This window comes from Neisseria dumasiana (assembly GCF_022870885.1).
Classification (GTDB): Bacteria; Pseudomonadota; Gammaproteobacteria; order Burkholderiales; family Neisseriaceae; genus Neisseria; species Neisseria dumasiana.
This window is the reverse complement of the sequence record NZ_CP091509.1, coordinates 1,977,977-2,001,417: the sequence shown is the minus strand read 5'-3', so window position 1 is coordinate 2,001,417 and position 23,441 is coordinate 1,977,977. Positions and strand designations below refer to the sequence as shown.

At 44.2% G+C, this 23,441-nt stretch carries 30 protein-coding genes and 5 tRNA genes; 25 read left to right on the top strand and 10 right to left on the bottom strand.

The features are described from left to right. Positions 1–3: 3 nt before the first annotated feature. The 9 genes from LVJ88_RS09380 to LVJ88_RS09340 all read left to right on the top strand — a co-directional run bounded on the left by LVJ88_RS09380 (position 4) and on the right by LVJ88_RS09340 (position 6,363). A complete protein-coding gene (locus LVJ88_RS09380) occupies positions 4–678 on the top strand; it encodes a DUF502 domain-containing protein (protein WP_054600264.1) in 675 nt (224 codons plus the stop codon). A gap of 97 nt (positions 679–775) precedes the next feature. Then, positions 776–2,584 carry an aspartate--tRNA ligase gene (gene aspS / locus LVJ88_RS09375; RefSeq protein ID WP_085418974.1) on the top strand — a complete coding sequence of 603 codons (1,809 nt, stop codon included), beginning with the start codon at positions 776–778 and terminating at the stop codon, positions 2,582–2,584. 254 nt (positions 2,585–2,838) lie between these two features. Further along, complete coding sequence (uvrC, locus tag LVJ88_RS09370; protein ID WP_085360230.1) at positions 2,839–4,674, top strand: excinuclease ABC subunit UvrC; 1,836 nt, start codon at positions 2,839–2,841, stop codon at positions 4,672–4,674. A gap of 426 nt (positions 4,675–5,100) precedes the next feature. Next, positions 5,101–5,667, top strand: a complete 567-nt coding sequence (gene pgsA / locus LVJ88_RS09365) for a CDP-diacylglycerol--glycerol-3-phosphate 3-phosphatidyltransferase (RefSeq protein WP_054600247.1) — start codon at positions 5,101–5,103, stop codon at positions 5,665–5,667. An 81-nt stretch (positions 5,668–5,748) separates the two neighbouring features. Further along, a tRNA-Gly gene (locus LVJ88_RS09360) sits at positions 5,749–5,824 on the top strand. Positions 5,825–5,851: 27 nt separating this feature from the next. Further along, positions 5,852–5,927 (top strand) — tRNA-Gly (locus LVJ88_RS09355). A 21-nt stretch (positions 5,928–5,948) separates the two neighbouring features. Next, positions 5,949–6,024, top strand: a tRNA-Gly gene (locus tag LVJ88_RS09350). Between the two features lie 44 nt (positions 6,025–6,068). Further along, positions 6,069–6,142, top strand: a tRNA-Cys gene (locus LVJ88_RS09345). 131 nt (positions 6,143–6,273) lie between these two features. Further along, positions 6,274–6,363 (top strand) — tRNA-Leu (locus tag LVJ88_RS09340). A gap of 331 nt (positions 6,364–6,694) precedes the next feature. Here LVJ88_RS09340 and LVJ88_RS09335 read toward each other — a convergent pair. From LVJ88_RS09335 to LVJ88_RS09310, 6 genes are all read right to left on the bottom strand, one after another. Continuing rightward, the gene (locus LVJ88_RS09335; RefSeq protein ID WP_085418973.1) at positions 6,695–7,711 is read right to left on the bottom strand and encodes a tyrosine-type recombinase/integrase; all 1,017 of its coding nucleotides are present in this window, start codon (positions 7,709–7,711) and stop codon (positions 6,695–6,697) included. After that, positions 7,603–7,932: a helix-turn-helix domain-containing protein gene (locus tag LVJ88_RS09330; protein ID WP_085418972.1), complete on the bottom strand. Its 330-nt coding sequence runs from the start codon at positions 7,930–7,932 to the stop codon at positions 7,603–7,605. Before LVJ88_RS09330 ends, LVJ88_RS09335 begins: the two co-directional genes overlap by 109 nt. A 295-nt stretch (positions 7,933–8,227) precedes the next feature. Further along, the gene (locus LVJ88_RS09325; protein ID WP_244694153.1) at positions 8,228–8,659 is read right to left on the bottom strand and encodes a hypothetical protein; all 432 of its coding nucleotides are present in this window, start codon (positions 8,657–8,659) and stop codon (positions 8,228–8,230) included. Then, complete coding sequence (locus LVJ88_RS09320) at positions 8,652–9,416, bottom strand: nucleotide-binding protein (RefSeq protein WP_085418970.1); 765 nt, start codon at positions 9,414–9,416, stop codon at positions 8,652–8,654. The genes LVJ88_RS09325 and LVJ88_RS09320 overlap by 8 nt, the downstream gene beginning before the upstream one ends. A gap of 168 nt (positions 9,417–9,584) precedes the next feature. Next, positions 9,585–10,115: a TrbM/KikA/MpfK family conjugal transfer protein gene (locus LVJ88_RS09315; protein ID WP_054600251.1), complete on the bottom strand. Its 531-nt coding sequence runs from the start codon at positions 10,113–10,115 to the stop codon at positions 9,585–9,587. A 93-nt stretch (positions 10,116–10,208) separates the two neighbouring features. Next, a complete protein-coding gene (locus LVJ88_RS09310; protein ID WP_085418969.1) occupies positions 10,209–10,391 on the bottom strand; it encodes a hypothetical protein in 183 nt (60 codons plus the stop codon). A 154-nt stretch (positions 10,392–10,545) separates the two neighbouring features. On the opposite strand from LVJ88_RS09310, the gene LVJ88_RS09305 reads away from it, so the two are divergent. Next, positions 10,546–11,001, top strand: a complete 456-nt coding sequence (locus tag LVJ88_RS09305) for a hypothetical protein (protein WP_085419002.1) — start codon at positions 10,546–10,548, stop codon at positions 10,999–11,001. A 1-nt stretch (position 11,002) separates the two neighbouring features. On the opposite strand, the gene LVJ88_RS09300 is transcribed toward LVJ88_RS09305, so the two are convergent. Together LVJ88_RS09300 and LVJ88_RS09295 are read right to left on the bottom strand one after the other, a co-directional pair. Further along, positions 11,003–11,305: a hypothetical protein gene (locus LVJ88_RS09300; RefSeq protein ID WP_085390701.1), complete on the bottom strand. Its 303-nt coding sequence runs from the start codon at positions 11,303–11,305 to the stop codon at positions 11,003–11,005. A 1,044-nt stretch (positions 11,306–12,349) separates the two neighbouring features. Beyond that, entirely contained in the window at positions 12,350–12,982 is a 633-nt protein-coding gene (locus LVJ88_RS09295) for a LexA family protein (protein ID WP_085360218.1), read from the bottom strand. Positions 12,983–13,095: 113 nt separating this feature from the next. On the opposite strand from LVJ88_RS09295, the gene LVJ88_RS09290 reads away from it, so the two are divergent. From LVJ88_RS09290 to LVJ88_RS09255, 8 genes are all read left to right on the top strand, one after another. Continuing rightward, positions 13,096–13,305, top strand: a complete 210-nt coding sequence (locus tag LVJ88_RS09290) for a Cro/CI family transcriptional regulator (protein ID WP_232005234.1) — start codon at positions 13,096–13,098, stop codon at positions 13,303–13,305. Between the two features lie 16 nt (positions 13,306–13,321). Next, a complete protein-coding gene (locus LVJ88_RS09285) occupies positions 13,322–14,119 on the top strand; it encodes a hypothetical protein (protein WP_244694152.1) in 798 nt (265 codons plus the stop codon). A 516-nt stretch (positions 14,120–14,635) separates the two neighbouring features. Beyond that, positions 14,636–14,878: an AbrB/MazE/SpoVT family DNA-binding domain-containing protein gene (locus LVJ88_RS09280; RefSeq protein WP_244694151.1), complete on the top strand. Its 243-nt coding sequence runs from the start codon at positions 14,636–14,638 to the stop codon at positions 14,876–14,878. After that, positions 14,875–15,222 carry a type II toxin-antitoxin system PemK/MazF family toxin gene (locus LVJ88_RS09275; protein WP_054600261.1) on the top strand — a complete coding sequence of 116 codons (348 nt, stop codon included), beginning with the start codon at positions 14,875–14,877 and terminating at the stop codon, positions 15,220–15,222. Before LVJ88_RS09280 ends, LVJ88_RS09275 begins: the two co-directional genes overlap by 4 nt. 181 nt (positions 15,223–15,403) lie before the next feature. After that, on the top strand, positions 15,404–15,685 hold the full coding sequence (locus LVJ88_RS09270) for an AbrB/MazE/SpoVT family DNA-binding domain-containing protein (RefSeq protein ID WP_085419043.1): 282 nt from the start codon (positions 15,404–15,406) through the stop codon (positions 15,683–15,685). Further along, positions 15,682–16,086, top strand: a complete 405-nt coding sequence (locus tag LVJ88_RS09265; protein ID WP_085419044.1) for a type II toxin-antitoxin system VapC family toxin — start codon at positions 15,682–15,684, stop codon at positions 16,084–16,086. The genes LVJ88_RS09270 and LVJ88_RS09265 overlap by 4 nt, the downstream gene beginning before the upstream one ends. Before the next feature lie 117 nt (positions 16,087–16,203). Further along, a complete protein-coding gene (locus LVJ88_RS09260) occupies positions 16,204–16,452 on the top strand; it encodes a type II toxin-antitoxin system Phd/YefM family antitoxin (protein WP_085360212.1) in 249 nt (82 codons plus the stop codon). Further along, on the top strand, positions 16,449–16,709 hold the full coding sequence (locus tag LVJ88_RS09255) for a Txe/YoeB family addiction module toxin (RefSeq protein WP_085419045.1): 261 nt from the start codon (positions 16,449–16,451) through the stop codon (positions 16,707–16,709). Before LVJ88_RS09260 ends, LVJ88_RS09255 begins: the two co-directional genes overlap by 4 nt. A gap of 103 nt (positions 16,710–16,812) precedes the next feature. Here the strand turns inward: LVJ88_RS09255 and LVJ88_RS09250 are convergent, their stop codons facing one another. Further along, on the bottom strand, positions 16,813–17,223 hold the full coding sequence (locus LVJ88_RS09250; protein WP_143773696.1) for a hypothetical protein: 411 nt from the start codon (positions 17,221–17,223) through the stop codon (positions 16,813–16,815). Positions 17,224–17,843: 620 nt separating this feature from the next. Between LVJ88_RS09250 and LVJ88_RS09245 the strand changes: the two genes are divergently transcribed. The 4 genes from LVJ88_RS09245 (at position 17,844) to LVJ88_RS09230 (ending at position 20,115) form a co-directional block, all read left to right on the top strand. Then, positions 17,844–18,245 (top strand): phosphoglycerate kinase, encoded by a 402-nt coding sequence (locus LVJ88_RS09245; RefSeq protein ID WP_244694150.1) that lies wholly within the window; start codon positions 17,844–17,846, stop codon positions 18,243–18,245. A gap of 64 nt (positions 18,246–18,309) precedes the next feature. Beyond that, the gene (locus LVJ88_RS09240; protein ID WP_085419052.1) at positions 18,310–19,092 is read left to right on the top strand and encodes an N-6 DNA methylase; all 783 of its coding nucleotides are present in this window, start codon (positions 18,310–18,312) and stop codon (positions 19,090–19,092) included. A gap of 22 nt (positions 19,093–19,114) precedes the next feature. Continuing rightward, positions 19,115–19,585, top strand: coding sequence for a hypothetical protein (locus LVJ88_RS09235; protein WP_085419051.1), 471 nt, complete (start codon positions 19,115–19,117; stop codon positions 19,583–19,585). After that, on the top strand, positions 19,576–20,115 hold the full coding sequence (locus LVJ88_RS09230) for a hypothetical protein (protein ID WP_085419050.1): 540 nt from the start codon (positions 19,576–19,578) through the stop codon (positions 20,113–20,115). The genes LVJ88_RS09235 and LVJ88_RS09230 overlap by 10 nt, the downstream gene beginning before the upstream one ends. A 262-nt stretch (positions 20,116–20,377) precedes the next feature. On the opposite strand, the gene LVJ88_RS09225 is transcribed toward LVJ88_RS09230, so the two are convergent. Continuing rightward, positions 20,378–21,235, bottom strand: a complete 858-nt coding sequence (locus LVJ88_RS09225) for a LysR family transcriptional regulator (protein WP_085418982.1) — start codon at positions 21,233–21,235, stop codon at positions 20,378–20,380. Positions 21,236–21,339: 104 nt separating this feature from the next. Here LVJ88_RS09225 and LVJ88_RS09220 point away from each other — a divergent pair, with 104 nt between their 5' ends. From LVJ88_RS09220 to thrH, 3 genes are read left to right on the top strand one after another with little or no spacing between them, the layout of a single operon-like run. Continuing rightward, positions 21,340–22,098, top strand: coding sequence for a 2OG-Fe dioxygenase family protein (locus tag LVJ88_RS09220; protein ID WP_158087952.1), 759 nt, complete (start codon positions 21,340–21,342; stop codon positions 22,096–22,098). A gap of 3 nt (positions 22,099–22,101) precedes the next feature. Further along, positions 22,102–22,719, top strand: coding sequence for a LysE family translocator (locus LVJ88_RS09215; protein WP_085418980.1), 618 nt, complete (start codon positions 22,102–22,104; stop codon positions 22,717–22,719). A 26-nt stretch (positions 22,720–22,745) separates the two neighbouring features. Continuing rightward, the gene (gene thrH, locus LVJ88_RS09210) at positions 22,746–23,363 is read left to right on the top strand and encodes a bifunctional phosphoserine phosphatase/homoserine phosphotransferase ThrH (RefSeq protein WP_054617425.1); all 618 of its coding nucleotides are present in this window, start codon (positions 22,746–22,748) and stop codon (positions 23,361–23,363) included. The last annotated feature ends 78 nt before the right edge of the window (positions 23,364–23,441 follow it).

The window sequence follows — 23,441 nt, the reverse complement described above, 5'->3', positions numbered from 1 at the left end:
ATGATGGCCAAAAATGCAGCGGAAAGCGGCGGAATCGGCAAAGCTTTGAAAAAATATCTGATTACCGGTGTTTTGGTATGGCTGCCGATTGCGGTAACGTTATGGGTCATCACCTATATCGTGTCTGCATCCGATCAATTGATTAATCTCTTGCCTGCGCATTGGCAGCCGAAACATTTTCTCGGCTTCAATATTCCCGGCTTGGGTGTGATTGTGACTGTGCTGGCTCTGTTTATTACCGGCCTGTTCGGTGCCAATGTGATCGGTAAGCAAATGATTGCGGCTTGGGATCATCTGCTCGGCCGCATTCCCGTTGTGAAGTCGATTTATTCCAGCGTGAAGAAAGTGTCGGAGTCGTTATTGTCCGACAACAGCCGTTCCTTCAAAACGCCGGTATTGGTTCCTTTTCCGCAGCCGGATATTTGGAGCATCGCGTTTGTTTCTGGCAGCATTCCTTCTGCGGTTGCGCGCAGTTTAAACGGCGAAGAGTATGTTTCGGTATATGTGCCGACTACGCCGAACCCTACCGGCGGCTATTACATCATGGTTAAAAAAAGCGATGTCCGCGAGTTGGATATGAGCGTGGACGACGCTTTGAAATACATTATTTCACTCGGCATGGTGCTGCCCAATGAGGTGGCAGAGCAGGCGGGCGGAGTAACAGATAAGGCCGTCTGAACCGTATGTTTCAGACGGCATTGCTTATTCGGGCTTTAAATCCAAAAAATCCAAACATATCAACAAATAATTGATTCTAATTAATTAAGGTGAATTTATGCGTACCAACTATTGTGGCCTAATCAGCGAACAATACTTAGACCAAACCGTTACCGTAAAAGGCTGGGTACACCGCCGCCGCGACCACGGCGGGGTTATTTTTATCGACTTGCGCGACCGAGAAGGCATTGTGCAGGTAGTTATCGATCCCGACACCCCCGAAGCATTCAAAACGGCTGATTCAGCCCGTAACGAATACGTTTTAAGCATTACCGGAAAAGTGCGCAACCGCCCCGAAGGCACGGCCAACGAAAAAATGATTTCCGGCAAAATCGAAATTTTGGCCAAAGAAATCGAAATCTTAAATGCCGCGGCAACGCCTCCGTTCCAAATCGACGACGAAAACATCAGCGAAAACGTACGCTTAACCAACCGTGTGATCGACCTGCGCCGTCCGCAAATGCAGCGCAACCTGCGCCTGCGCTACCAAGTGGCTATGGGTGTGCGCCGCTATCTCGACGAACAAGGCTTTATCGACATCGAAACGCCGATGCTGACCCGTTCCACTCCCGAAGGCGCGCGCGATTATCTTGTGCCCAGCCGCGTGCACCCGGGCGAATTTTTCGCTTTGCCGCAATCGCCGCAGCTGTTTAAGCAACTGCTGATGGTGGCCGGTTTCGACCGTTATTACCAAATCACCAAATGTTTCCGTGATGAAGACTTGCGTGCCGACCGCCAGCCCGAATTTACCCAAATCGATATCGAAACTTCGTTCTTGAACGAAGATGAAATCATGGATATTACCGAAGGCATGGCTAAACAGGTGTTCAAAGATGCGTTGGGCGTGGAATTGGGCGACTTCCCGCGCATGCCGTTCTCCGAAGCCATGTTCTACTACGGTTCCGACAAACCCGATATGCGCGTGTCGCTCAAATTCACCGAGCTGACCGAGTTGATGAAAACCGAAGAATTCAAAGTATTCCGTGCCGCAGCCGATATGAAAGGCGGTCGCGTGGTGGCTTTGCGCGTGCCCAACGGTGCGAAATTAAGCCGCAAAGACATCGACGAATACACCAAATTTGTCGGCATCTACGGCGCGAAAGGCTTGGCTTACATCAAAGTGAACGATGTGAGCAACATCACCAACGGCGAAGACAGCGGCCTGCAATCTCCGATTGTGAAATTCCTGTCTGAAAACTGCCTGAAAGAAATTATTGCCAAAACCGAAGCGCAAAACGGCGACATTATTTTCTTCGGTGCCGACAAAGCCAAGATTGTGAACGAAGCCATCGGTGCGTTGCGTATCAAAATCGGTCATGAACACGGCGCGGAAAACGGTTACTTCGTGGACGAATGGAAACCGTTGTGGGTGGTTGATTTCCCGATGTTCGAATACGACGAAGAAAACGACCGCTATGCCGCCATGCACCATCCGTTTACTTCGCCTAAGCCCGGTCATGAAGACTTGATGGAAACCGACCCGGAAAACTGCTTGGCGCGTGCCTACGATATGGTGTTGAACGGCTGGGAAATCGGCGGCGGTTCTATCCGTATCCACCGCGCCGACGTTCAGGAAAAAGTGTTTGCCGCCCTGAAAATCAGCCCTGAAGAGCAACAGGAAAAATTCGGCTTCCTGCTGGATAACCTGAAATTCGGTGCACCTCCGCACGGCGGTTTGGCCTTCGGCTTAGACCGTTTGGTTACGTTGATGACCGGTGCCGAATCCATCCGCGACGTGATTGCTTTCCCGAAAACCCAACGCGCCCAATGCTTGCTGACCAATGCGCCGAATGCGGTTGACGAGAAACAACTGCGCGAGTTAAGCCTGCGCTTGCGTGCGAAAGCGACTGAAAACAAAGAAGCATAAGATTCTTTAATTGAAAAAACCGAGGCCGTCTGAAAATTTTTCAGACGGCCTTTTCATAAAAGCCAAGTCTTTTTAAAGCCGGCTTGCTATACGATGTTTCAAAAGAGATTTGGCTATTCAAAATTTCTACTCAATCCAAAAAAAGCGTTTGTAGCACCCCATTTATTCTCGATAGCTTGCCGACTGCTTCCTGCGCGCAATACATAATTTCCCGTATAATTCAAGCCGTCTGAAACCTGAATCTGCCTTCTGCCGTGTCCACTCCGTTCGACTTAACCGTTTTTTTAAAAAACCTGCCGACTCTGCCGGGCGTTTACCGCATGCTCGACAAAAGCGGGCAGGTTTTGTATGTCGGCAAAGCGGTCAACCTGAAAAGGCGGGTGTCGAGCTATTTTCAGAAAAGCGACCATTCTCCGCGCATCACCTTGATGGTAAAACAAGTACATTCGGTCGAAACCACGGTTACCCGTTCCGAAGCCGAAGCGCTGATTCTGGAAAACAATTTAATCAAAGCCTTATCGCCGAAATACAATATCCTTTTCCGCGACGACAAAAGCTATCCCTATCTGATGCTGAGCGGGCACGAGTTCCCGCAAATGGCCTATTACCGCGGCACGCTTAAAAAGCCCAACCAATATTTCGGCCCTTATCCAAACGGCTACGCCGTGCGCGACAGCATTCAGATTCTGCAAAAAGTATTCCGTCTGCGCACTTGTGAAGACAGCGTATTCCAACACCGCGACCGCGCCTGCCTGCTGTATCAAATCAAACGCTGTTCCGGCCCGTGCGTCGGCCACATCACTTACGAAGACTACCAAGCCAGCGTGCGCGAAGCCGTTACCTTTCTCAACGGCAAAACCGGCGAACTCACCCAAACCCTGCACCACAAAATGAATCAGGCCGCCGCCGCGCTGCAATTTGAAGAAGCCGCCCGCTACCGCGACCAAATCCAAGCGCTCGGATTAGTGCAAAGCCAGCAGTTTATCGACAGCAAAAATCCCAACAATCCCAACGATATCGATCTGCTGGCGCTGGTGGTAGAACAAGGCAGCGTGTGTATCCATTGGGTCAGCATCCGCGGCGGGCGGCATGTCGGCGACAAAAGTTTCTTCCCCGACGTGCGCAACGACCCCGAACCCAACGGGCAGGATTACGCCGAAGCCTTTGTCGCCCAACATTATTTAGGAAAAAGCAAGCCCGACATCATCATCAGCAACTTCACTTTGCCCGAAGTTCTTCAGACGGCCTTAAACGAAGAACACGGCAAGCAAATCCAATTCGTTACAAAAACCATAGGCGAGCGCAAAATCTGGCTGAACATGGCAGAGAAGAACGCCAAACTCGCCATTGCCCAACACCGCTTGCAGCACAGCAACCAGCAACACCGCATCGAAGAACTAGCACGCGTGTTAAACATGGATTCAGACGGCCTCCAACGCCTCGAATGCTTTGATATCAGCCACACGCAGGGCGAAGCCACCATCGCCTCCTGCGTCGTGTACGACGAGCAAAACATCCAACCGAGCCAGTACCGCCGCTACAACATCACCACCGCCAAAGCCGGCGACGACTACGCCGCCATGCGCGAAGTGCTTACCCGCCGTTACGGCAAAATGGTCGAAGCCGAAGCCAACGGCGAAACCGTCAAATGGCCCGATGCCGTCTTAATCGACGGCGGCAAAGGGCAGGTCGGCATGGCCGTAACCGTGTGGGAAGAACTCGGCCTGCACATCCCCATCATCGGCATCGCCAAAGGCCCCGAACGCAAAGCCGGCTTGGAAGAACTGATTTTGCCGTTCACAGGCGAAACCTTCCGCCTGCCGCCCAACAGCCCCGCCTTGCACCTGCTACAAACCGTGCGCGACGAATCCCACCGTTTCGCCATTACCGGACACCGCAAAAAACGCGACAAAACAAGAGTAACGTCGTCATTAAACGAAATCCCCGGCATAGGCGCAAAACGCCGCCAAGCATTGCTTACCCGTTTCGGAGGGCTGCGCGGCGTAGCAGCCGCCAGCGTAGAAGACTTGGCTCAAGTAGAAGGCATTAGCAAAGCCTTGGCCGAAAAAATTTATGAAAGCCTGCACTAATTGAAAAATATACATATTAGATAAGGCGGAATACAGCCGTGCGGTTTATTTTTCAGACGGCCACACGATAACCCGCACAAGCAAGCCCTTAAATTCGCTATAATTCGGCATCAACCGAATGCAGCCGCGGTTAGCAAACCGCCGTTGCGTGTTTGAATAATAAAATTTCTGCACACACTTTTCAGACGGCCGGAGGCATATCAACCCATCATACAAGCCGTCTGAAAACACGCAGGCATATAGCAAATAAACTTTATTTCCGCTACGGCGTTGCTGTGCCTTAGCTCAAAGAGAACGATGGAACAAGCCGCTAAAGCGGCAACAGAATCGGTTTTATATTACCCATACTGTTTGCGGCTTGCCGCCTTGCATCAAAAATAAGTTTATATTGCTATATCAGCAGCAAAACACAGAAAGCCACAAATCATGCCCTGGAATGTTCCCATTTTCCTTACCTGGATGCGCGTATTGCTGATTCCGGTATTCACACTCCTGTTTTACCTGCCCAAAGAATGGCTGGACATACAAACCGTAAATTGGACAGCCGCCGTGATTTTTGCCATTGCCGCCGTTACCGACTGGTTCGACGGTTTTTTAGCGCGCCGTTGGAAGCAAACCTCCGATTTCGGCGCTTTTCTCGATCCCGTTGCCGACAAACTGATGGTTGCCGTAGCCTTGTTGCTGCTGGTTAGCTTAGGCAGAACCTATGCCATTTTCGCCATGATCATCATCGGCAGAGAAATCACCATTTCAGCATTGCGCGAATGGATGGCACAAATGGGCAAGCGCAACAGCGTAGCCGTCGCCACCATCGGCAAATTCAAAACCGCCGCACAAATGGCCGCTATTTTGCTGTTGCTGATCGGATTGCAAGACTTTTACGGCTTTAACCTTATCAGCATCGGTAACATATTGATGTTTATCGCATCTGTGTTAACACTATGGTCGATGTTCTATTATTTGAAAATGGCATGGAACGAATTTAAGCATTAAATACCAACAAAATGCTTGACAGCAAAATTTCAGACACTATAATGGCCTTCTCTTTTGCAAAGCAGTAAGCAAAAGTTCAAAGCGGGAATAGCTCAGTTGGTAGAGCGCAACCTTGCCAAGGTTGAGGTCGCGAGTTCGAGACTCGTTTCCCGCTCCACAGTTTAACTTCAAATGTAATTCAAATGCGGGAATAGCTCAGTTGGTAGAGCGCAACCTTGCCAAGGTTGAGGTCGCGAGTTCGAGACTCGTTTCCCGCTCCAACAATTTACATTTGAGCCAAAGCGGGAATAGCTCAGTTGGTAGAGCGCAACCTTGCCAAGGTTGAGGTCGCGAGTTCGAGACTCGTTTCCCGCTCCAAAATACCAAGCCGTTTACACCACTTAAACGGCTTGTAAAGTTTAGGCGGAATGGCAGAGTGGTTATGCAGCGGCCTGCAAAGCCGTGTACGCCGGTTCGATTCCGACTTCCGCCTCCAATCAAACCCTCATGGCGGGGTGGCAGAGTGTTTATGCGATAAGGGGTGCAACCCTTATACAGGCCGGTTAAAATCCGCGCCCCCGCCTCCAAGTTATTTGTCTTTCATTTCATTCAGAAATAAAAGACAAAGCCCGGGTGGTGAAATAGGTAGACACAACGGACTTAAAATCCGTCGACCCTAAACAGGTCGTGCCGGTTCGATTCCGGCTCCGGGCACCACATACCGCTTTTAGGCGGTTATTTTTTTGTCTGATATTATCCAATCCAATCAACCAAGACCTTTATATAGCAATAAACTTTATTTCTGCTACGGCGTTGTTGCGCCTTAGCTCAAAGAGAACGATGGTGTAAGCCGCTGAAGCGGTAACAGAATCGGTTCCGTACTACTTGTACTGTCTGCGGTTTGCTACCTTGATATTAAAAATCCGTCGACCCTAAACAGGTCGTGCCGGTTCGATTCCGGCTCCGGGCACCATAACCATCATGATTTTCCTAAGAAAATTATCTTTTCGTATCAAATAATCCTCAAGCAAAATCTTTCCGGTTAAAGTTACTGTGACAAATTTGTGTCGTCATTCTCCGTATGACTAACCAAATCAGACAGTATCTGTGCATGTGACTGCAAATGCTCCGACGACAAATGTGCATAGCGTTGAACCATAGATAGTGTTTTCCATCCACCCATCTCCTGTAACACCCTCAATGGTACTCCGCGTTGAACTAACCAACTTGCCCAGGTGTGTCTCAAATCGTGCCATGTGAAATCTGTTATGTTGGCCAACTCAAGACTTTTCTTCCAATACCTACTGTTTATACCAACAATAGGATTCCCACGCTTGTTGACAAAAACGTAGTCGGAATGTTTTCCAATCTGCCGCCTCAAAACCTCAATCGCGGCTTCATTCAAAACAACACCCAAAGCTCTTCCAGCTTTCATCTCATCAGGATGGCACCAAGCAACTTTACGATCTAAATCTATTTGGTCCCACTTAAGATTTAAAACATTGCTTTGTCTTAAACCAGTATTGAGACTAAATATAATCAGATCAGCAAAATACCTTGGTTTTGCAACCTCAATCAGCCTTTGAGCTTCAGCAGGCTTTAACCAGCGAACTCGCCCTTCATTCTCTTTGTATTTTTCAATGTATGGGGCTTTGTCTATCCATTTCCATTTTTTTGCAGCTGCATTCAAAATAGAAATGATAAGAGATAAATAGCGGTTCTTCGTGCTGTTTTTGCAATTCAGATTGCCCACCACATTCATCACGAACTCGTTATCAATATGATGTAAATAAACTCCTCTGAATTGTGTCAGCATTCGTATTTTTGACTTGTCGTCTTCTATACTTCTTTTTGCCGCCTTCTCCTTAAGCCACTTTAAAGCGGCTTCATCCCATAAACGCTTAGGCTTTTCGCCAAGTTGGGAAACTCGCCAAGCATCATGCTTGAGTTTATCTCTCAGCTCTTCGGCTGATTTTTTGTCTTTTGTGCGAGCAGAGCGTCTAACTCTTTTTCCGCTTGGTGTCGTAAAATCAATGTACCAGACACCGTTTCCACGGCGATACAATCCATCGGTTTTAAGCATTTTTCTTCACTCCTATTAGCAAGTGAAGCCTGCAATTGCTCATTCTCTTGATTGGAAAGGAATGCGTCAAGTGCAGACCTCTTAATGCAATATTTACGACCGGGTTTGGACGCTACTAATCTGCCTTCCCTGATATGCTCCCGAATGGTTTCCGGGTGGCATTTACAGTACTCAGCAGCTTCATCCACATCATATGTATTCATAGCTGTTCACTCATATACTGTTTCATACACCGTGTACGTTGCTGTTTTCAGAAATTCGGACAGCTTTCCGATAGCAAGATGCCGTTTTATTTTCGGCTCGAGTATCAAAAAATCTTTGGCCGTAATGTAAAAAAACAGGCAGTGGAATCTGCATGTTTCTGTTTGCACCGGTAAAAGCCGGTAGTGCGGGTAGTTGTTTTCCGGCGGAGTAAAGCCGGGCGGTATCTTAATGGTACGAATAATAGGAGTAGCCTCACTCAGCATTATAATTCTCCAAGTAATATCAAAATACTGACTATTTAAAAACGACAACCCCGACCAGTAGCAGCAATCCGATACCCCATGCGGCAGAAACAAAAATCAACAGCTTTTTAAGACGGTCTATAAAGGCTGTATTAGCGTTCTCTACATCCCGAATAACACGTTCAGAAACCGAGGCATAAACACGATCTTCAGTTTCTTCTATCCTACTGTTGGCTTGCTGTGCCAGCTCAACCAAAAGCTGCTCGCGGTAGGTTTCAAGTTTTGCGGCGGCTGCCGTGATGTTTTCGGCATGGGTGGCAATAGCTTCGGCGTATTGCTCCTGATGAGATGAAAGCTGTGCAAAAGATTCATCAAACATCTGCTGTTGCATAAGAAGAACCGCCATTACCGGATCATCTTTGGAAATACGAAGACCTGTAAGGCGGAATACTTCAGATATGATGTGGTCAGTTTTACTACTCATCGGTCGCACCGTTTTGCTGATTTACCCATATTGGTAACGTTTGCAATTGAGCATATAAGTCGCGTTTTACAGTACGCAAACGTTGGCGGGTCATAATACCGAAGTCAGGCGATGTGTCAGCTTCGTTGAAAGTAAGGTTCGCAGCTGTCATAGCTTGTATATCTTTACCAAATGTGTCGGGATTGCGTCGTGGAAGGGAAACGATGCCTATAATTTTGTTTTTGTTGTCTTTATAGACAGGCAGATCGGTAAAGTTTTTTCCATCCGGTGATTTGACATCTCCGTTAAATTCGTTTGACCAAACCACCACTTCAGCATCAATAGCACCCAATGTTTGCTGAAGCCCAAAAATACAGTCTCTAAGTGCCTGTCCGCCCATTATAGGCACATGCAAAATCATGCGAACACCACTCTCTTTCAAAAGTTCGTCCACATGATTCTCGGCCATATATGACATCAAAGGTACAAAAGTTGCCGCTCCGTTATCCACTACAGCCATGCCATCAGCCTCAATCATCTTCTCGATCAAGCTGTCGAAACGACGGGTGTCGATGATGTTGTCTTCAGTCATTATTTTCACAACTTCAGTATCTAAAGCCGCGAAACGACTGAATGTTTGATTCACAGGGTCTGTATCAAAACAGTAAACAGGGATTTCTTCATTAGCTGCCGTTTTTAAATACTGCGCGAGCATGGCTGCCGTCAAAGATTTGCCCACACCACCCTTACCCTGAACAATTAAATGTACTTCTTTCATTTTATTTCCTTTTTCAAACGGCCAGTCGGCCAATCTTTTTACACATTAAAAAACACCTTAAATCAGGCGCGCTTTAGTCTGTAAAAAGACCGGCGGAGAATGCTAACTCCGCCGGTTGAAGTTGCTCCGGTAGGGTTGGATGGAGGAATGAAACCGGAGCCGAGTGAACTATTTCACATCTACCCAACGACCGCCGTCTTTTTCAGTGCCGACATATTTGACTTTATCGCCGGTAGTCGTCCATTCGTGGTCAAAATATGCCCGGCAGTAACTGGGTTTTGAATTTTTGACGTATGGTATGTGTACCGTGTCATACCAACCGTCTCTCCCACCTTTACCGTGCGGTACATATTTTTGGACGGTATAGGTTGATCTCATTACCCGATTCAATTCGTTCGCATCACAACGGCCGGCACCGTTGACCAATGCGTTTACCAAATCAGGCATCTGACCTTCATGGCTCGACGGACAAAGATTTAAGAAATCCTTACGCGCCTGCAAAGTTTTGTGCAAGCGTTTATGTTTGATAGAGAAATACCGCTTGATAGACGGCGCACATTCAGACGGCCTGTCTCCGCTGGATAAACACAAAACAGCTTCGCAGGCCAAACGGGTATCACCCGTCAATACATCGGATGCCTGAGCAGGGAATGAAACAAAAGCGGCAACCGCCGCCGAAACTGCAAAAATTTTCTTCATTGACATGTCTCCGCAAGAAAAGGATAATCGCCATACCCCTATGGTTTTATCCCTTTTAAATTAAACAGGCCGCTTTGGAAACAAAGCGGTTTTTTATTGCCATTTCACAGCCTGGACTGTGTAGCCGATTCCTTTTTCGGACGGCACAATGTTGGCGCAAGCGTCGGGATCGTTTCCCCGCATAAACAGATCAACCTGCTTTGACGCAGCCTCGAGCGAATCATAAGTGCCGATTACCGATACCGGCACAGGCTTACTGATGTGTATATTGAACATAGTCGTTCTCCTTTTATGTAAAAAGTTGGTGGATAAAAAAAAGGCCGTCCGAAAATCATGGTTTCAGACGGCCTTTGTTGTAAGGCGGGCGTTTCAATGTCCGTGTTAAGATTGGATTTCCACGTCTTCTCTTTACACAAAACAGGAAACGCCCATGAACATTGAATGGATCAGCTTGATTCTGTCGCTGTCTGCAATCGTTTTAAGTTTTATCAACTACCGGCACAGAGTAAAGCCAAGCATAAGAATTGTTTCGGTAACAAAAGGTTTTCATGAAGACATAATCGTTATAGAAATGGAAAGGCTCAAGCACGGTTATCATTTTTACAGTGTAAAAACAGCCTGTATGGAAAAATGTACGATTATTGACTACGGGCAAGGAATTTACAGTCCGAGAATCCCCGTCAATCTTCTGCCGAAGAAGAAAGAAAACTTAGGTTATTGGATAAACCCCAAGTCGTCTTCAGATGACGAATCCTGCCTTTTTTGGTTTACCGTGTCCAAAACCAATAGAGACCGTTGGCTTCGTTTGAAATTCAAAAGCGTCTCATTTCCTTATAAATCAAGCTGCTCGATTCCCATAATAGAAGAAGAGGTTTTAATCGTATAACTTAACGCCAATAAACAAAATTATTGCTGCACAGGTAAGCAGTTTTGCCATATTCTCCGTTGAGCGGAAAGTCGATTTTTTTGTCCATGACCTCACAACGGTTTCTTTGCCGAAAAACCTCCCACTCTTTTTCATCATGCCATTCGTGCAGAGCAAAAATAACGAGGGAAATAATGGTAAGAAATACGGTAGTGGCGACAAGTCTAGACTCACCGGCCAAACGGTCGTCGATATAAGAGTTAAAAATAAGAAAAAGAACAAGGGCAACAACATACGATGAAAAATAAACCCAATCGTGAAACATCGACAGCTCCTTATAAATGCAAAAAAGCGAGCCTTTCACCCGCCCGAACCGGTATCGCGAGGTCTGTAAGCGTCTTCCCACCCCCTTTCGGCCGGAGCAGGTCGAACTCTCAAAGGCTCTGATTGATGCGTTAACGCTTTGCCAAGGCGAACTATGGTGTGCGAAAAAACATAACGGAGGCCACACCCGAGCCGCTTGCTGCATCCTCCCTGCCGAACGGGATTCAGCCCCAACCACCGTTATGGTGAGGCCGTCTGAAAATCATCTTTCAGACGGCCTGCTGAAACTACTTAAAATACATAAAATAACCTTAGTTACTTTCTTTCCATAAACGGTGTACAATAGAAGTACCCATACGGAAGCCCGCTTTTTCAAACGGGCTTGGGTCTGGGTACAGACCGTAAGACGGTGTGCAAGACCGTCTTCTAAAGAGTGTGCGTCTTCGGCACACTAAAAGGCGTAAAGCCCTGAATCTGCCCGTCAAGAGGCAGCCTCAAAAAATCAGTATGTAGTTTGGAGCTTGTCCGTAGATTATCGCTCCGCATCGGGGATACGCCCCGATTGTTAAATACGTTCAACAGCCGCCTGTTACCGGACGCCATTGCGCTACCCGGATGCGCGGCTTTTCTTTTTTTAGGCGGTTGAATGTCACCTGCAACCGTTTGTTAGATTTACCCAAAGGCTCGAAGCCTTTTCTACGCCTGCCGCGTTGTTCCTGAGTGAAGCCTGCATTGGTTTTCAAATAAGGAACGGCACGGCTCCGAAGGCCGGTTGCTACGATTTCGAGTTGTTAAAGAACTATTCGGTATTACCCGTTGACTTAATTTTAAGATAACTTAAATTTAATCGCAAGAATTATTTTAAGAATACTTAAATTATAAACATATCTGTCTGAAAAAAAAGGAAATTTGATAAATAAATAAGCCGTCTAAAGTGATTTAGACGGCTATAAAAGAATCAATATTTATGAATATGATAAAAAGTGATTTTAAGTCATTGAAATTACAGAATTTAGATGAACATGGAATCTAATTGAAGTTAAATTCATCTTTTTCTTCGATAAATTCTATGCTCAACTAATATTCCGATGATCTGAATTTCTGCTTCATTTGAAGAGATAGTTGGGTAGTCAAGATTTAATGGCTGAAGACTGAACTGCCCAATATTGTCAATTTTATATTTTCTGAACAATACATCATCTCCAACTCGTGCTAATACAAACTCGCCAGGCTCGGGTTTCACAGCAATATCAATGAAAATAGTATCTCCTTCTAAAAACTCGTTAGCCATTGAATCGCCTTTTAAAGTAAAAGCGAATGTTGATTCTGAATTTTTCAGTTCGCTCATGATGAAGTCTCCTGTTATTGGTATAAAAGGAGTTGCAACATCAAGATTTCTAATGTCATCGTAGCTCAAAAGAGGAATTTGTGTGGCGGTAATGCTTGAGATTAGTTTTGCGTTTGTAGTCTCTCCTTCACCGCCTTTTAAAAGCCAACCAAAATCACAACCAAATAAAGCTGACAACTCATATAAATTTTCAGCATTAGGCTTGGTTGTATTTGATTCCCACTGTGAGATAGCAACGTGGGATACATCCTTCAATTTTTTCGCCAAATCTTGTTGGGTCAAATTCATATCTTTTCTAAGTTTACGAATTCGCTCACCGATAGTTTTCATCTGCACAATCAAATCCAACTCTCAATTTTTCAAGGTTTAAGTTATCTTAACTGATGTTGATTTAAGTGTTCTTTATACATATAATTTAAGCAAACTTAAAAAAAGAAAGTTCAATGATGCTTACGAAAGATGTTATCGACTTTTATGGAACTAAAATCGCGGTAGCAAGGGCGTTAGGTATTAGCCCTTCAGCAGTTACTCAGTGGAAAGAGATAGTCCCCGAAAAACAGGCATACCGCATTCAAAGGATGACGGGCGGTAAACTAAAAATAAATCCCCGTTTATATCAAGTACAAGAAGTCTTAAAAGCAAAAAAGCCGTAAACGAGAGTGGCTTTCCATGCTTATTTCAGACCTGCGCCCACACCTAACCAATAAATTCGTGCAAGTATTCGACGAATTTATGCCGGTTTGTGCGCACGATTTTCAGACGGCCTCATTTTTGTCTAATTTATTTTGGTGGAGCGAAGTAGCGGACAAAGAGCCTAAGAAACAAGGATGGGTGTATAAAACCGCTGTAAACCTCAAGCAAGAACTTGGGCTTACCCGCCGTGGTTATGAAAAAGTTCGCCGCATTCTACTTAAGCTCGGCTTGGTGCAATATCGGCGCGGTGGTGTACACGGTAAGATGCACTGGTATATCAACCGCGAGGTGCTGTTGGCCAGAATCTGCGAATTGCGGGGCATTCCCGTTCCCGAAAAGAATAGCCGCTACAACTACGACCGTGATAACTACCGCCTGCCGATGTTTATTCCGCTCGATTTGTGGCATAAGTATTTGGATATGCGTGCAGAGGCAGGAAAAAAAGCGGGTACGGGTGCAAAGAAAGCCGCCATCAAGCAACTGGCGGCACTCCACAATCAAAATCTCGATCTTCGCCCGATTATGGAGATGGCCATTCTCAAAGGCTGGCTGGGCTTTTTCCCGCCCAACCAAAAACAAACCGGCAGGCCGTCTGAAAGCGACCTGAAAGCACAAGAAGAACGCACGCGGCGGGAATATGAAGCGGCTGCAAAAGAGCGGCAGCGCGATGAACAGGCGAAGCGGAAGCCGGACAAACCACCGCCGGAAAATTCGGCAGATTATCAGGCGATACAGAAATATTTAGGCAAAGGCGGTATGAAATCAGGCAAATAAGACCTGATGGTGTACCGTGTCTTACTATTACCTAAATGTCCTAAATAAATGGTTTTCACCCTGCTTTTGAGCGATTCAAAGGCATTTTGATACGGTCGATGCACTGCATTGGCCGTTTTTTTTATGCTATTTTCGTAAATTCGGGTATTGATGCCGTCTGAAACCGTTGGTGTCCGTTTTCAGACGGCCTTTTCTATTTCCAAAATTTATCTAATAAAATCATGTCTTTGTACATATTGAACAAAGTACACTGTACATATTAGACAAAGTTCTTTGTACGCTGAGGACAATATCTATACAGAGATCACATCAGAGACCACTTACAGATATTAATAAGGCCATTCGGCCTGATGATTTTTTGTGCAAATTATTTTTTAATTTGGAAATAAACGTTTAAGTCATTTAACGGGAAGAATATGCACGTTTTTTGTGGATAAGTTGGTTTTGGAAGGCATATTTTTGACACCCAAATCCAAAGTATCTACAATGTAGATACACGTCAATGGGAGTATCAGTATGAAGTTACAGAAATGGGGAAACAGCGCGGCAGTACGCTTTCCCAAAGAGATTATCAGCCAGCTCGGTTTGCAAATTGGCGATGAACTGCAAACCGAAGTCAGAGGGCAAACGATCGTGATTAAGGCAGTGAAACGACCACGATATAAGCTGTCGGAATTGCTATCAGAGATGCAAGGTGATGCCCCTCGTGCTGAAGGGTGGGAAGAAATGCCGGATGTAGGCAGGGAGATTGCCGAATGACGTATATCCCGGAAAAAGGCGATATTATCCATCTTCGATTTGACCCGGCATCAGGAAAGGAAATGCAGGGAGATCATTTTGCTTTGGTGGTATCGGCCAAAGCATTTAACAAAGCGATGGGACTGGTTTTTGCCTGTCCCATTTCACAAGGCAAAGCCGAAGCCGCTAGGGGAATGCTTTCCAGCCTGCTCGGAGCCGGAACCCATACTCAAGGTAATATTCATTGCCACCAGCTCAAATCACTGGATTGGAAGGCACGAAAAGCAGCATTGAAAGAGAAGGTTCCCGATTATGTGGTGCAAGATGTTTTATCCCGCATTGAGGCTATTTTGGAACTTGATTGAAAAATGATGATTGGGGCCGTCTGGGAAAAATTCAGACGGCCTTTTTATAACAAAAAAGTCCTTTTACTACAATTAATTGAATAAGGATTGCATGTGTATTTGTGAATAAATTCGATAAGACTTAGACTAAAAGTAAGGTATAATAAGCCTTACTTTAGAATGAAAATGAAAAGGAGCAGTTATGGCGACGACTTTGAAAATTACTGCGAAAAATCAAGTAACGTTTAAGAAAGAGTATTTACAGCACCTAGGCATCGGTACTGGTGACGAGTTAGAGGTATTAAAACTGCCTGGTGGAGAACTCAGAATCAGGGCAAAACAAAACCGATTAAAATCTGCCCGTGATTTTGCCGGTTGTATGGAAAATGTTGCCGGTGTGCACTTAAGCGTTGAAGAAATAAATGAGGCTATTGCGGACGCTGCCGCTGAATCAGGAATTGCAGGATTGGAGAAAAACATATGAGCAGTTTGGCTGTTGATACGAATGTATTGGTCAGATTGTTTATCGGTGACGATAAAAACCAGCAGGAGACGGCTATCCGTTTATTTGAGGCTAATGATGAGATTGTAATTCCGACCTCAGTATGGATGGAAACGGTGTGGGTTTTGCTTAGGGCTTATAAAATACCGTCAGAAACGGTAGTAGCCCAGCTCAGAAACTTTATCGGCTCAGTGCCGAATTTAGTCGTGCAGGAAGATGAAGTTGAAGCAGGACTGTCTGTAATGGAAAACGGTGGCGATTTTGCTGATGGGGTGAATGAATATCTTGGCAGCAGGTTGGGTGCGGAAAAATTTGCCACTTTTGATAAAAAAGCGGTTGGCATCTTAAACAGACTGGGTAGGCCGGCGTTGTTGTTGAAATAAGGTTATTTTGTGATGGAAAAGCCGCTTGAAAGGTTTCGGGCGGCTTTTTCTTAGTAGAATTGATATATGTACATATAACCTGTACAATAAAATCATGCTTAAATTTGGAGATGAAAAATGGACAATGTAGTCAGTTACACCGCTGCTCGAGAAGACTTGGCCAACATCATGACCAAAGTGTGTGATGATCATGTCGTTACACATATTACCCGCCGCAACGGTGGCAATTGTGTTTTGATGTCGGAAGAAGAGTACAACTCAATTATGGAAACGCTTTATCTGTTTGGCAACCCGACCAATGCTGCCCGTTTGGAGCATTCTTTGGCTCAAGCCGAGCGTGGCGAGTTTGTGGATGTCGAATTATGAAACACCGCTTTACCGCAGATGCAGCAGAGGACTTAGCCTACTGGGTAAAGCATGATGGAAGGAAGGTGGAACGGATTAAAGTTCTGTTGGAAGATATTAAAATCAACCACCCTAAAGGCATCGGTAAGCCGGAGCCACTCAGGCATCAGAAATCAGGTTTGTGGTCGCGTAGGATAGATCGGGAACACAGACTGGTTTACTCCGTAGAAGAAGATACGGTAACAGTTTATGCTTGTCGCTTTCACTATGGACGTTAGGCACAAGTTTTTTTGAAGAGGCCGTCTGAAAAAAATCAGACGGCTTTTTTGTGAAAAATTTTTTAGGGTCGGTTACAGAAAATCTCTAAATAAATTTACAGAGCTATTTGTTTTTATCATCTTGGGGCTGTTCTTCATCAGAAGATCCGAACAGTTCCGCATCAGAAGGGGTCTCTCCCCACTCGAATTTTCTTGGGGAACCATGTTCAACCTGATTTGTATGCGGCTTATGAATAACCAGTTTGTCGGTTTCCACTTGAACAGGCTTAACGGGCGTCTTTTGAGCGCTAGAAACTGGCTTCGTATCATTTTTCCGACTGCGAATAAACCAGTTTAAAGTTTGCTGACTAACTGAAATACCTTTTTTCTCTTTCAAGAATTGCAGGATGATCTTTTCTGTAAATCCCATTTCCTTCATCTTGAAAATCTCGTGTTGGTACGGTGCCAATACAGATTTTTTGTTTTTTTCAGGTTTCAGATTGTGTTCTTTGATGAAATCGTCCAAATCGCTCACTGCGTAACCTCAACAAAATAAATACAAAATAAAAACTCAACAATACCAATTGTACAGAAAAATTGACAGAAATGTACAAAGAAAACAAAAAATAAAAACTAAATTAATATTGATAAAATACAAAATAAAACAAAATTAATCAAAATAAAATCATATTAATACTAAATCAATACTAACTAAACAAACGTAATTATCTATGTCCGCGCGTACCTCACCCCTGCTAAAAACGCGAAACTTCCTAAATAAACCTATTTTCAAACTAGACGCAGGATAGGCAACGAGTGCCAAAAAACGCCCCAAAGCGTTTTTAAAAATTCCGCCAAAAGGCGGAAACGCCGCAAGCGGCTGTCCCATAAAACAACCATCGGGGGCGGTCGCCGCCGTGTTGTCTCTAGATGTCTAAATTTCAAAGCGCAAAAAGTCCAGACCAAGACGAGTGTCTTTGCACGTCTTCCACCTTTTCCACCACGCCGCTAAGGGCGCACCGGACAAAGATGAAAGCCGCACAAAGCCAGTCTGGACTTTTTGCGCTTTGAAATTTTTAACGACATCACAACACGGCGGCGACCGCCCCCGATGGTTGTAATTATTGTTAATTATTTCACATGAAAGGAATGACTATGGGATTGGACATGTACGGCTACACCATGCGTGCCGAGTTTGCGGGCGACCGACAAACCGATGTGATGCCAAAAACTGATGAAGAGCGCGAGCAGGCGCAGCTAACCGATATTGCCTATTGGCGCAAATTCAATCATCTGCATGGTTGGATGGAAGAGCTTTACAGAGAAAAAGGCGGGCAAGACGAGGTGTTTAACTGCCGCACGGTAAGGCTGGAGTTAGCGGACTTGGTACGGTTGGAGCAGGCGTTGGACAACAACGAATTGGAATATACGCCGGGCTTTTTCTTCGGCGGAGAAGAGGTGTACCCCGAAGACATAGAAGAGACCAAGAAATTTATTGCAGCCGCCCGCGAAGCCATAGCAAACGGCTTGGCAGTCTTTTATGACAGTTGGTGGTAATCGTTAACCATGTTTCAGACGGCCTGTTGAGGCCGTCTGAACGACACAACGGAGATTAAACGGTATGGCCGACATCAATAAAGAGATTGTCAGATTGTTTCAGTCGTTCGGTGCTGCCTATCGGGTTGCAGATTTATTTAGGGATTTTGTCGAAGTGGCCGCCATTGTATTGATTAACCAATACGCATTTGACGATAGATGGGGGCAACGGGAAAACCGTTACCACGAAATCCGCAAACAGTATTCGGAAAGTGATTTTAAGCGGTTTGCAGAAATACTGGGCTTATTGATTGTTGAAACCCATAGCCACAGAGAACAGGGCTTATTTGCCGATATTTTAGGCTGCCTGTATATGGATTTAGGTTTGGGCAACCCAAACAGCGGGCAATATTTTACGCCCTACAACATCAGTAAACTGATGGCGGCCATTGTTAATCAGGATTTGGCCGAAAAGCTGAAAACCGAGCCATTTGTAAGCGTTTTAGAGCCTACCTGCGGAAGTGGGGCGAACGTGATTGCTTTCGCCGAAAACGTCTGTTCACTTGGCTACACACCTGCACAGCACATGGCCGCTATCGGAATTGATATTGATGCCTTGTGCGTTTGGATGTGTTTTATCCAATGCCAGCTTTACCGTATCCCCGCCAAAATCGTGCATGGCAACAGTTTGACGAACGAATTTTGGGCGGCTTGGTGTACTGCCGATTGGATACTCGGCGGCTTTGGACAGGCAATGGCGGACAGAATATCCGCCGACAAGAAAGAAGCAGCAGAAAGTAAAGAAAATCCGATTACGGTAATTCCGCAGCGCATGTTTACGCTTGAGGAACAGCTTGTTTTATTTTGACCGTTTAAAAAAGGAAATAGAAATGAAATATCGGTTTGAATACAGAAATGACGGCAGCCGCCTGATGGTGGCCGAATTGGATAGCGAGCTTGACTATATCGGCTGCACGGATGAAGAGTTGGACTGTTTGAGCGAATATTATCGGGACTTAACCGTAACTTTTGATATAGACCTTTATTGCCGTCTGCACCGAATGCTATTAGCGGCGGGCGAAAGCCGAAAAATGGTCAAAGTCTATATGGAGGCTTCTATACGGAGTATTAGCGGCTCGTTTGAATATGCGCTGATGGGATGCTGTTTTGAAATCTGTTTTTACGGTGCACTCGATATTGCCGCCCATTGGTTTTGGCGGAATACCAATATTGATTTTAATGTTGAGTTGGATTTTCCGTCTGATTTTTATGTAAACCCCGCTGCATGGTTTGAAAAAGAGATTGCAGCGAAAGGGATTCAAAACGTTGAAGAAGTTATGGAGGCGGAACAATGCAAGTAAACAATGTTGACCACATTCTCACTCAAATATCAGAACTTCACCCGAAGCAGATGCGGGAAGTATTTATGACGATGTGGCGTGATATGGACGGCTTGAATGATGGTTTGACCGCGGACGATTGTATAGAAATTTTTGCTTCGGCCTTAAAAGGCAGTTCCGATTTTACTTACGACTTACTGGCTCAAACATGTGAGGATTTCGGTGTCGGAACTATGACGGACACGTTTGCATTGTTACCCCGCACAACGTATGACAAGTTGTTTTCAGACTGCCTGAAAGGAGATATTCCACCTAATACAAGGCTAGACACAGTAGCCTTAACTAATCTGCTGATGCTGGAAAATGTCGCCAATGTGGAGGCCAGTATAAGAAATGGTTGTATAAGAGCAACACATTTTATAGGTTCAGACGGAAAATTTATCTATGATACAGGAATTGATGATGAAGAAAATCTATGGGAAATTGACGAATTTAGGGAAGCATACCCTAAAACTTGGTGGACAATCGAGCAAGTAATCTTTAATTTTTGATATAGCAGGCCGTCTGAAAGAGACGGATTCAGACGGCCTGAATATGGCAGGTGGGAAGCCCGTTTGTCAAAATCCAGCCCGCAGCAGCCCCGTTCCCGGCTCCGTACCTCCGCCCGAAACGTCCCCACGCCCCCAAGCCGGACTTGACCATGCCGACCGCTCCGGCACCTGCGGCAACCTACGCAACCGGCAAGCCCAAGCCCGACTTGCCCCCTCCTGCGGGAATTATCATCATTTTTTTCTTATTTATGATTAATGTATGCTACTCCCCAATAAAATCATTCATTTGTTCTCGCAACCAAGATAAAAATTTAATTCTGCGATAATCAGTTTCAAAAGCTATCTCTGATAGCAAATAATATCTAGATCCATCCTCCCTGAAATCATAAGGTGCGATTAATATCCCTTGCTTTATTTCGTCTTCAACCATCAGCTCAGAAGCCATAGCGATCCCCAGTCCTGCGATTGCAGCTTGAATGGATAGATAAAAGTGTTCAAAAAACATATTTTCTTTACATGAAAATTTATTTCTATGACATTTCTCCCAATCTTTCCATGCATGAGGGCGTGTGTATGTATGCAACTTTTTTGCATCCGTAGAAAGTGAAGGGATATGTACCGGCCCCATTCTTTCATTACACAACAATTCAGAATAAATTGTTTTGGGCCATGAAAAGTCATTTCGCCGTATAGCTACATCAATCTTTTGATGATGAAAATCTACGTTCCCTCCAGCAGCTAAAATTACCACATTAAAGCCGAAATCCTTTGGGAAGCGAGTAATTCTAGGAATTAACCATCTCATCGCCAAAGTAGGTTCGCACGAAACCACCAAATCTTTATCTTTACCATGATCTAATTTAGTTAATGTGCTTTGGAGTTCTGAAAAAATGTACTGGCAGGATTCATACAATATTAATCCTGCAGAAGAAAGTCGGAGATTGCGGCCTTGCTTAATAAATAATGTTTCATTCAGGTGCTCTTCTAGAAGCTTCAATTGCTTGCTTACTGCACCATGTGTTACATGAAGTTGCTGCGAAGCGGCAACTAGACTTCCATATTTTCCAACGAAATAAAAAAACTTAAGTGCATTAAGTGGTAATCGTCTAATATTTTCCATAATCTCACACATGAAAAGATAATAATTCGATTTTTTTAGTTTAAATTTTGGCGCAAAATTCTTCGCACATAATGGCTCATACAATTTCAAAGCGAGGAATTATTATGATATATCAAAATATTAAATCGAACTCTTCATCTATTGAAACTATCAAAGAGCAAGTTAAAAGTAACTATTTCTCACACATTCCTTCAGAACAAGCAAGACAGATTATCGGAGAGATTCTACTGCATTATCCTTCTAAAGAATCAATAAATGAATTTATCAACACTTGGTTCAATTTAGAAGAAGACACTTTCATGGCTGATGGAGGTAAATATCGTGAAAGAACACATGCGGTTTTCGCTTCGTCGGTATCCGACAATTCGGTGTGCCTATTACCGTACCAGCCACATTTCCAAACAAAATATTACAATGAGCTAAATGGAGGTGTAGCTAGATACTTTAAAGAAATCCCTGAACAAGTGTTAAAAAATGAGGTGTTTGAGGGATTGATGAAATTTGCCTACCTACTATTTTCAGGGCTTAAACCTACAAACTATTTTATTGAGGTTCATCAGTTCCGTATAAAAGCTAAAGAAGGTGTTATCGGATTACCCACGCCCGAAGGTATCCATCGTGATGGCGTTGCATACGTTTTAATGGCTATGGTTAAAAGAAATAACGTTCAAGGTGAAGAAACGACAATTTACGATTTAGATAAACAACCATTAGCACAATTTACCTTAATGGATACTTTGGATATCGCTATTGTAGATGATACAAAAGTATTCCACAGTGTATCTCCTGTTTACAAACATTCAGCAATTGAAGGCGAAGCATATCGAGATATATTAGTTATCACCTTTAAAGAAACGGATTAAGTCATGCAAGAACTCATAGCCGTAGCCTTAATTACCATACTTGCGGTTATCAGTCCCGGTGGGGACTTCGCCATGGTCACTAGAAACAGTTATCTGCATGGCAGGAGAGCAGGAGTATTGACATCTTTAGGTATAGCTTCTGCCGTTTGGATCCATATAGGTTACACACTGCTAGGTGTCAGCATATTGTTGCTCAAATTTCCTACATTGTTTCATTTTATAAAGATATTGGGCGCAACTTATTTAGTTTATATCGGATTTAAAACATTTAATCATCACAACGTAACCGTGGATTTAAATGCCTCATCAAAGACACTTAGTGATATTGAAGCATTTAAAAATGGTTTTGTAACAAATGCTTTAAATCCCAAAACAACTCTATTTGTATTGAGTACATTTACTCAAATAGTAAAACCAACCACTTCTATTTACATCCAATTAGGGTATGGGGCATTTATGTCTATTGCACATCTAATTTGGTTTGTATTTGTAGCGGAGGTGTTATCCAGCCCATTAATTAGAAATAGATTATTGCAAAAACAGAAATATGTTAACCGTTTTATCGGAGCAATTTTAATTTTGCTGGGTGGAATGCTGATATTTTCATCAATTCCGTTTTGAGCGAAATTAAACAAGGAGAAAATATTATGGAACGTTTTGCTTTTTTAGACTTGGAAGGGGTACTGTATCCCGAAATTTGGGAAATTTATGCACACAAGCTTGGATTGCCGGAGTTGGGCAAAACTACTAGAGAAGAACCTGATTTTAAAAAATTGGTTAGTGAAAGAATCAAAATACTGAAAAAAAACAATGTTCAATTGCAACATCTATCCACGTTATCCAAACAAATTAAGCTACTAGATGGTGCCTTGGACTTTGTAAAATCCTTACAAAAAATGCATTTTGACATTTATATTGTTACTGACGCCTTTTTGGAAATTATTGGGGATAGTGTTAAAAATTTGGAAGTATGTAATATTTATCCTAACCATTTCACATGTGATGAATCAGGATATATTACTGACGCGATTTATATGCGAGAGAAAGGGAAATATGAAGTCTTGGAACAAATATTAAAAGAGAAGCGGAATGCTTATTCTATTGCGATAGGCGATACTTTTAATGATTTCACTATGCTTGACTACGCAGATGATGGCTTTTTGTTTAATCCTTCTCAACAGGCTTTGTTGATGGCTTCCCCAAATTTTAGAGTAGTACGAAACTATGATCAGATAACAGAATATTTAAAAGGAAAATTAGAATAGGGTATATGAAGTATTTCTTTATTGAGTATTTAAAAGTTATTTATCAATTATCCTTTAGAAACAATAATGAGGTTGACG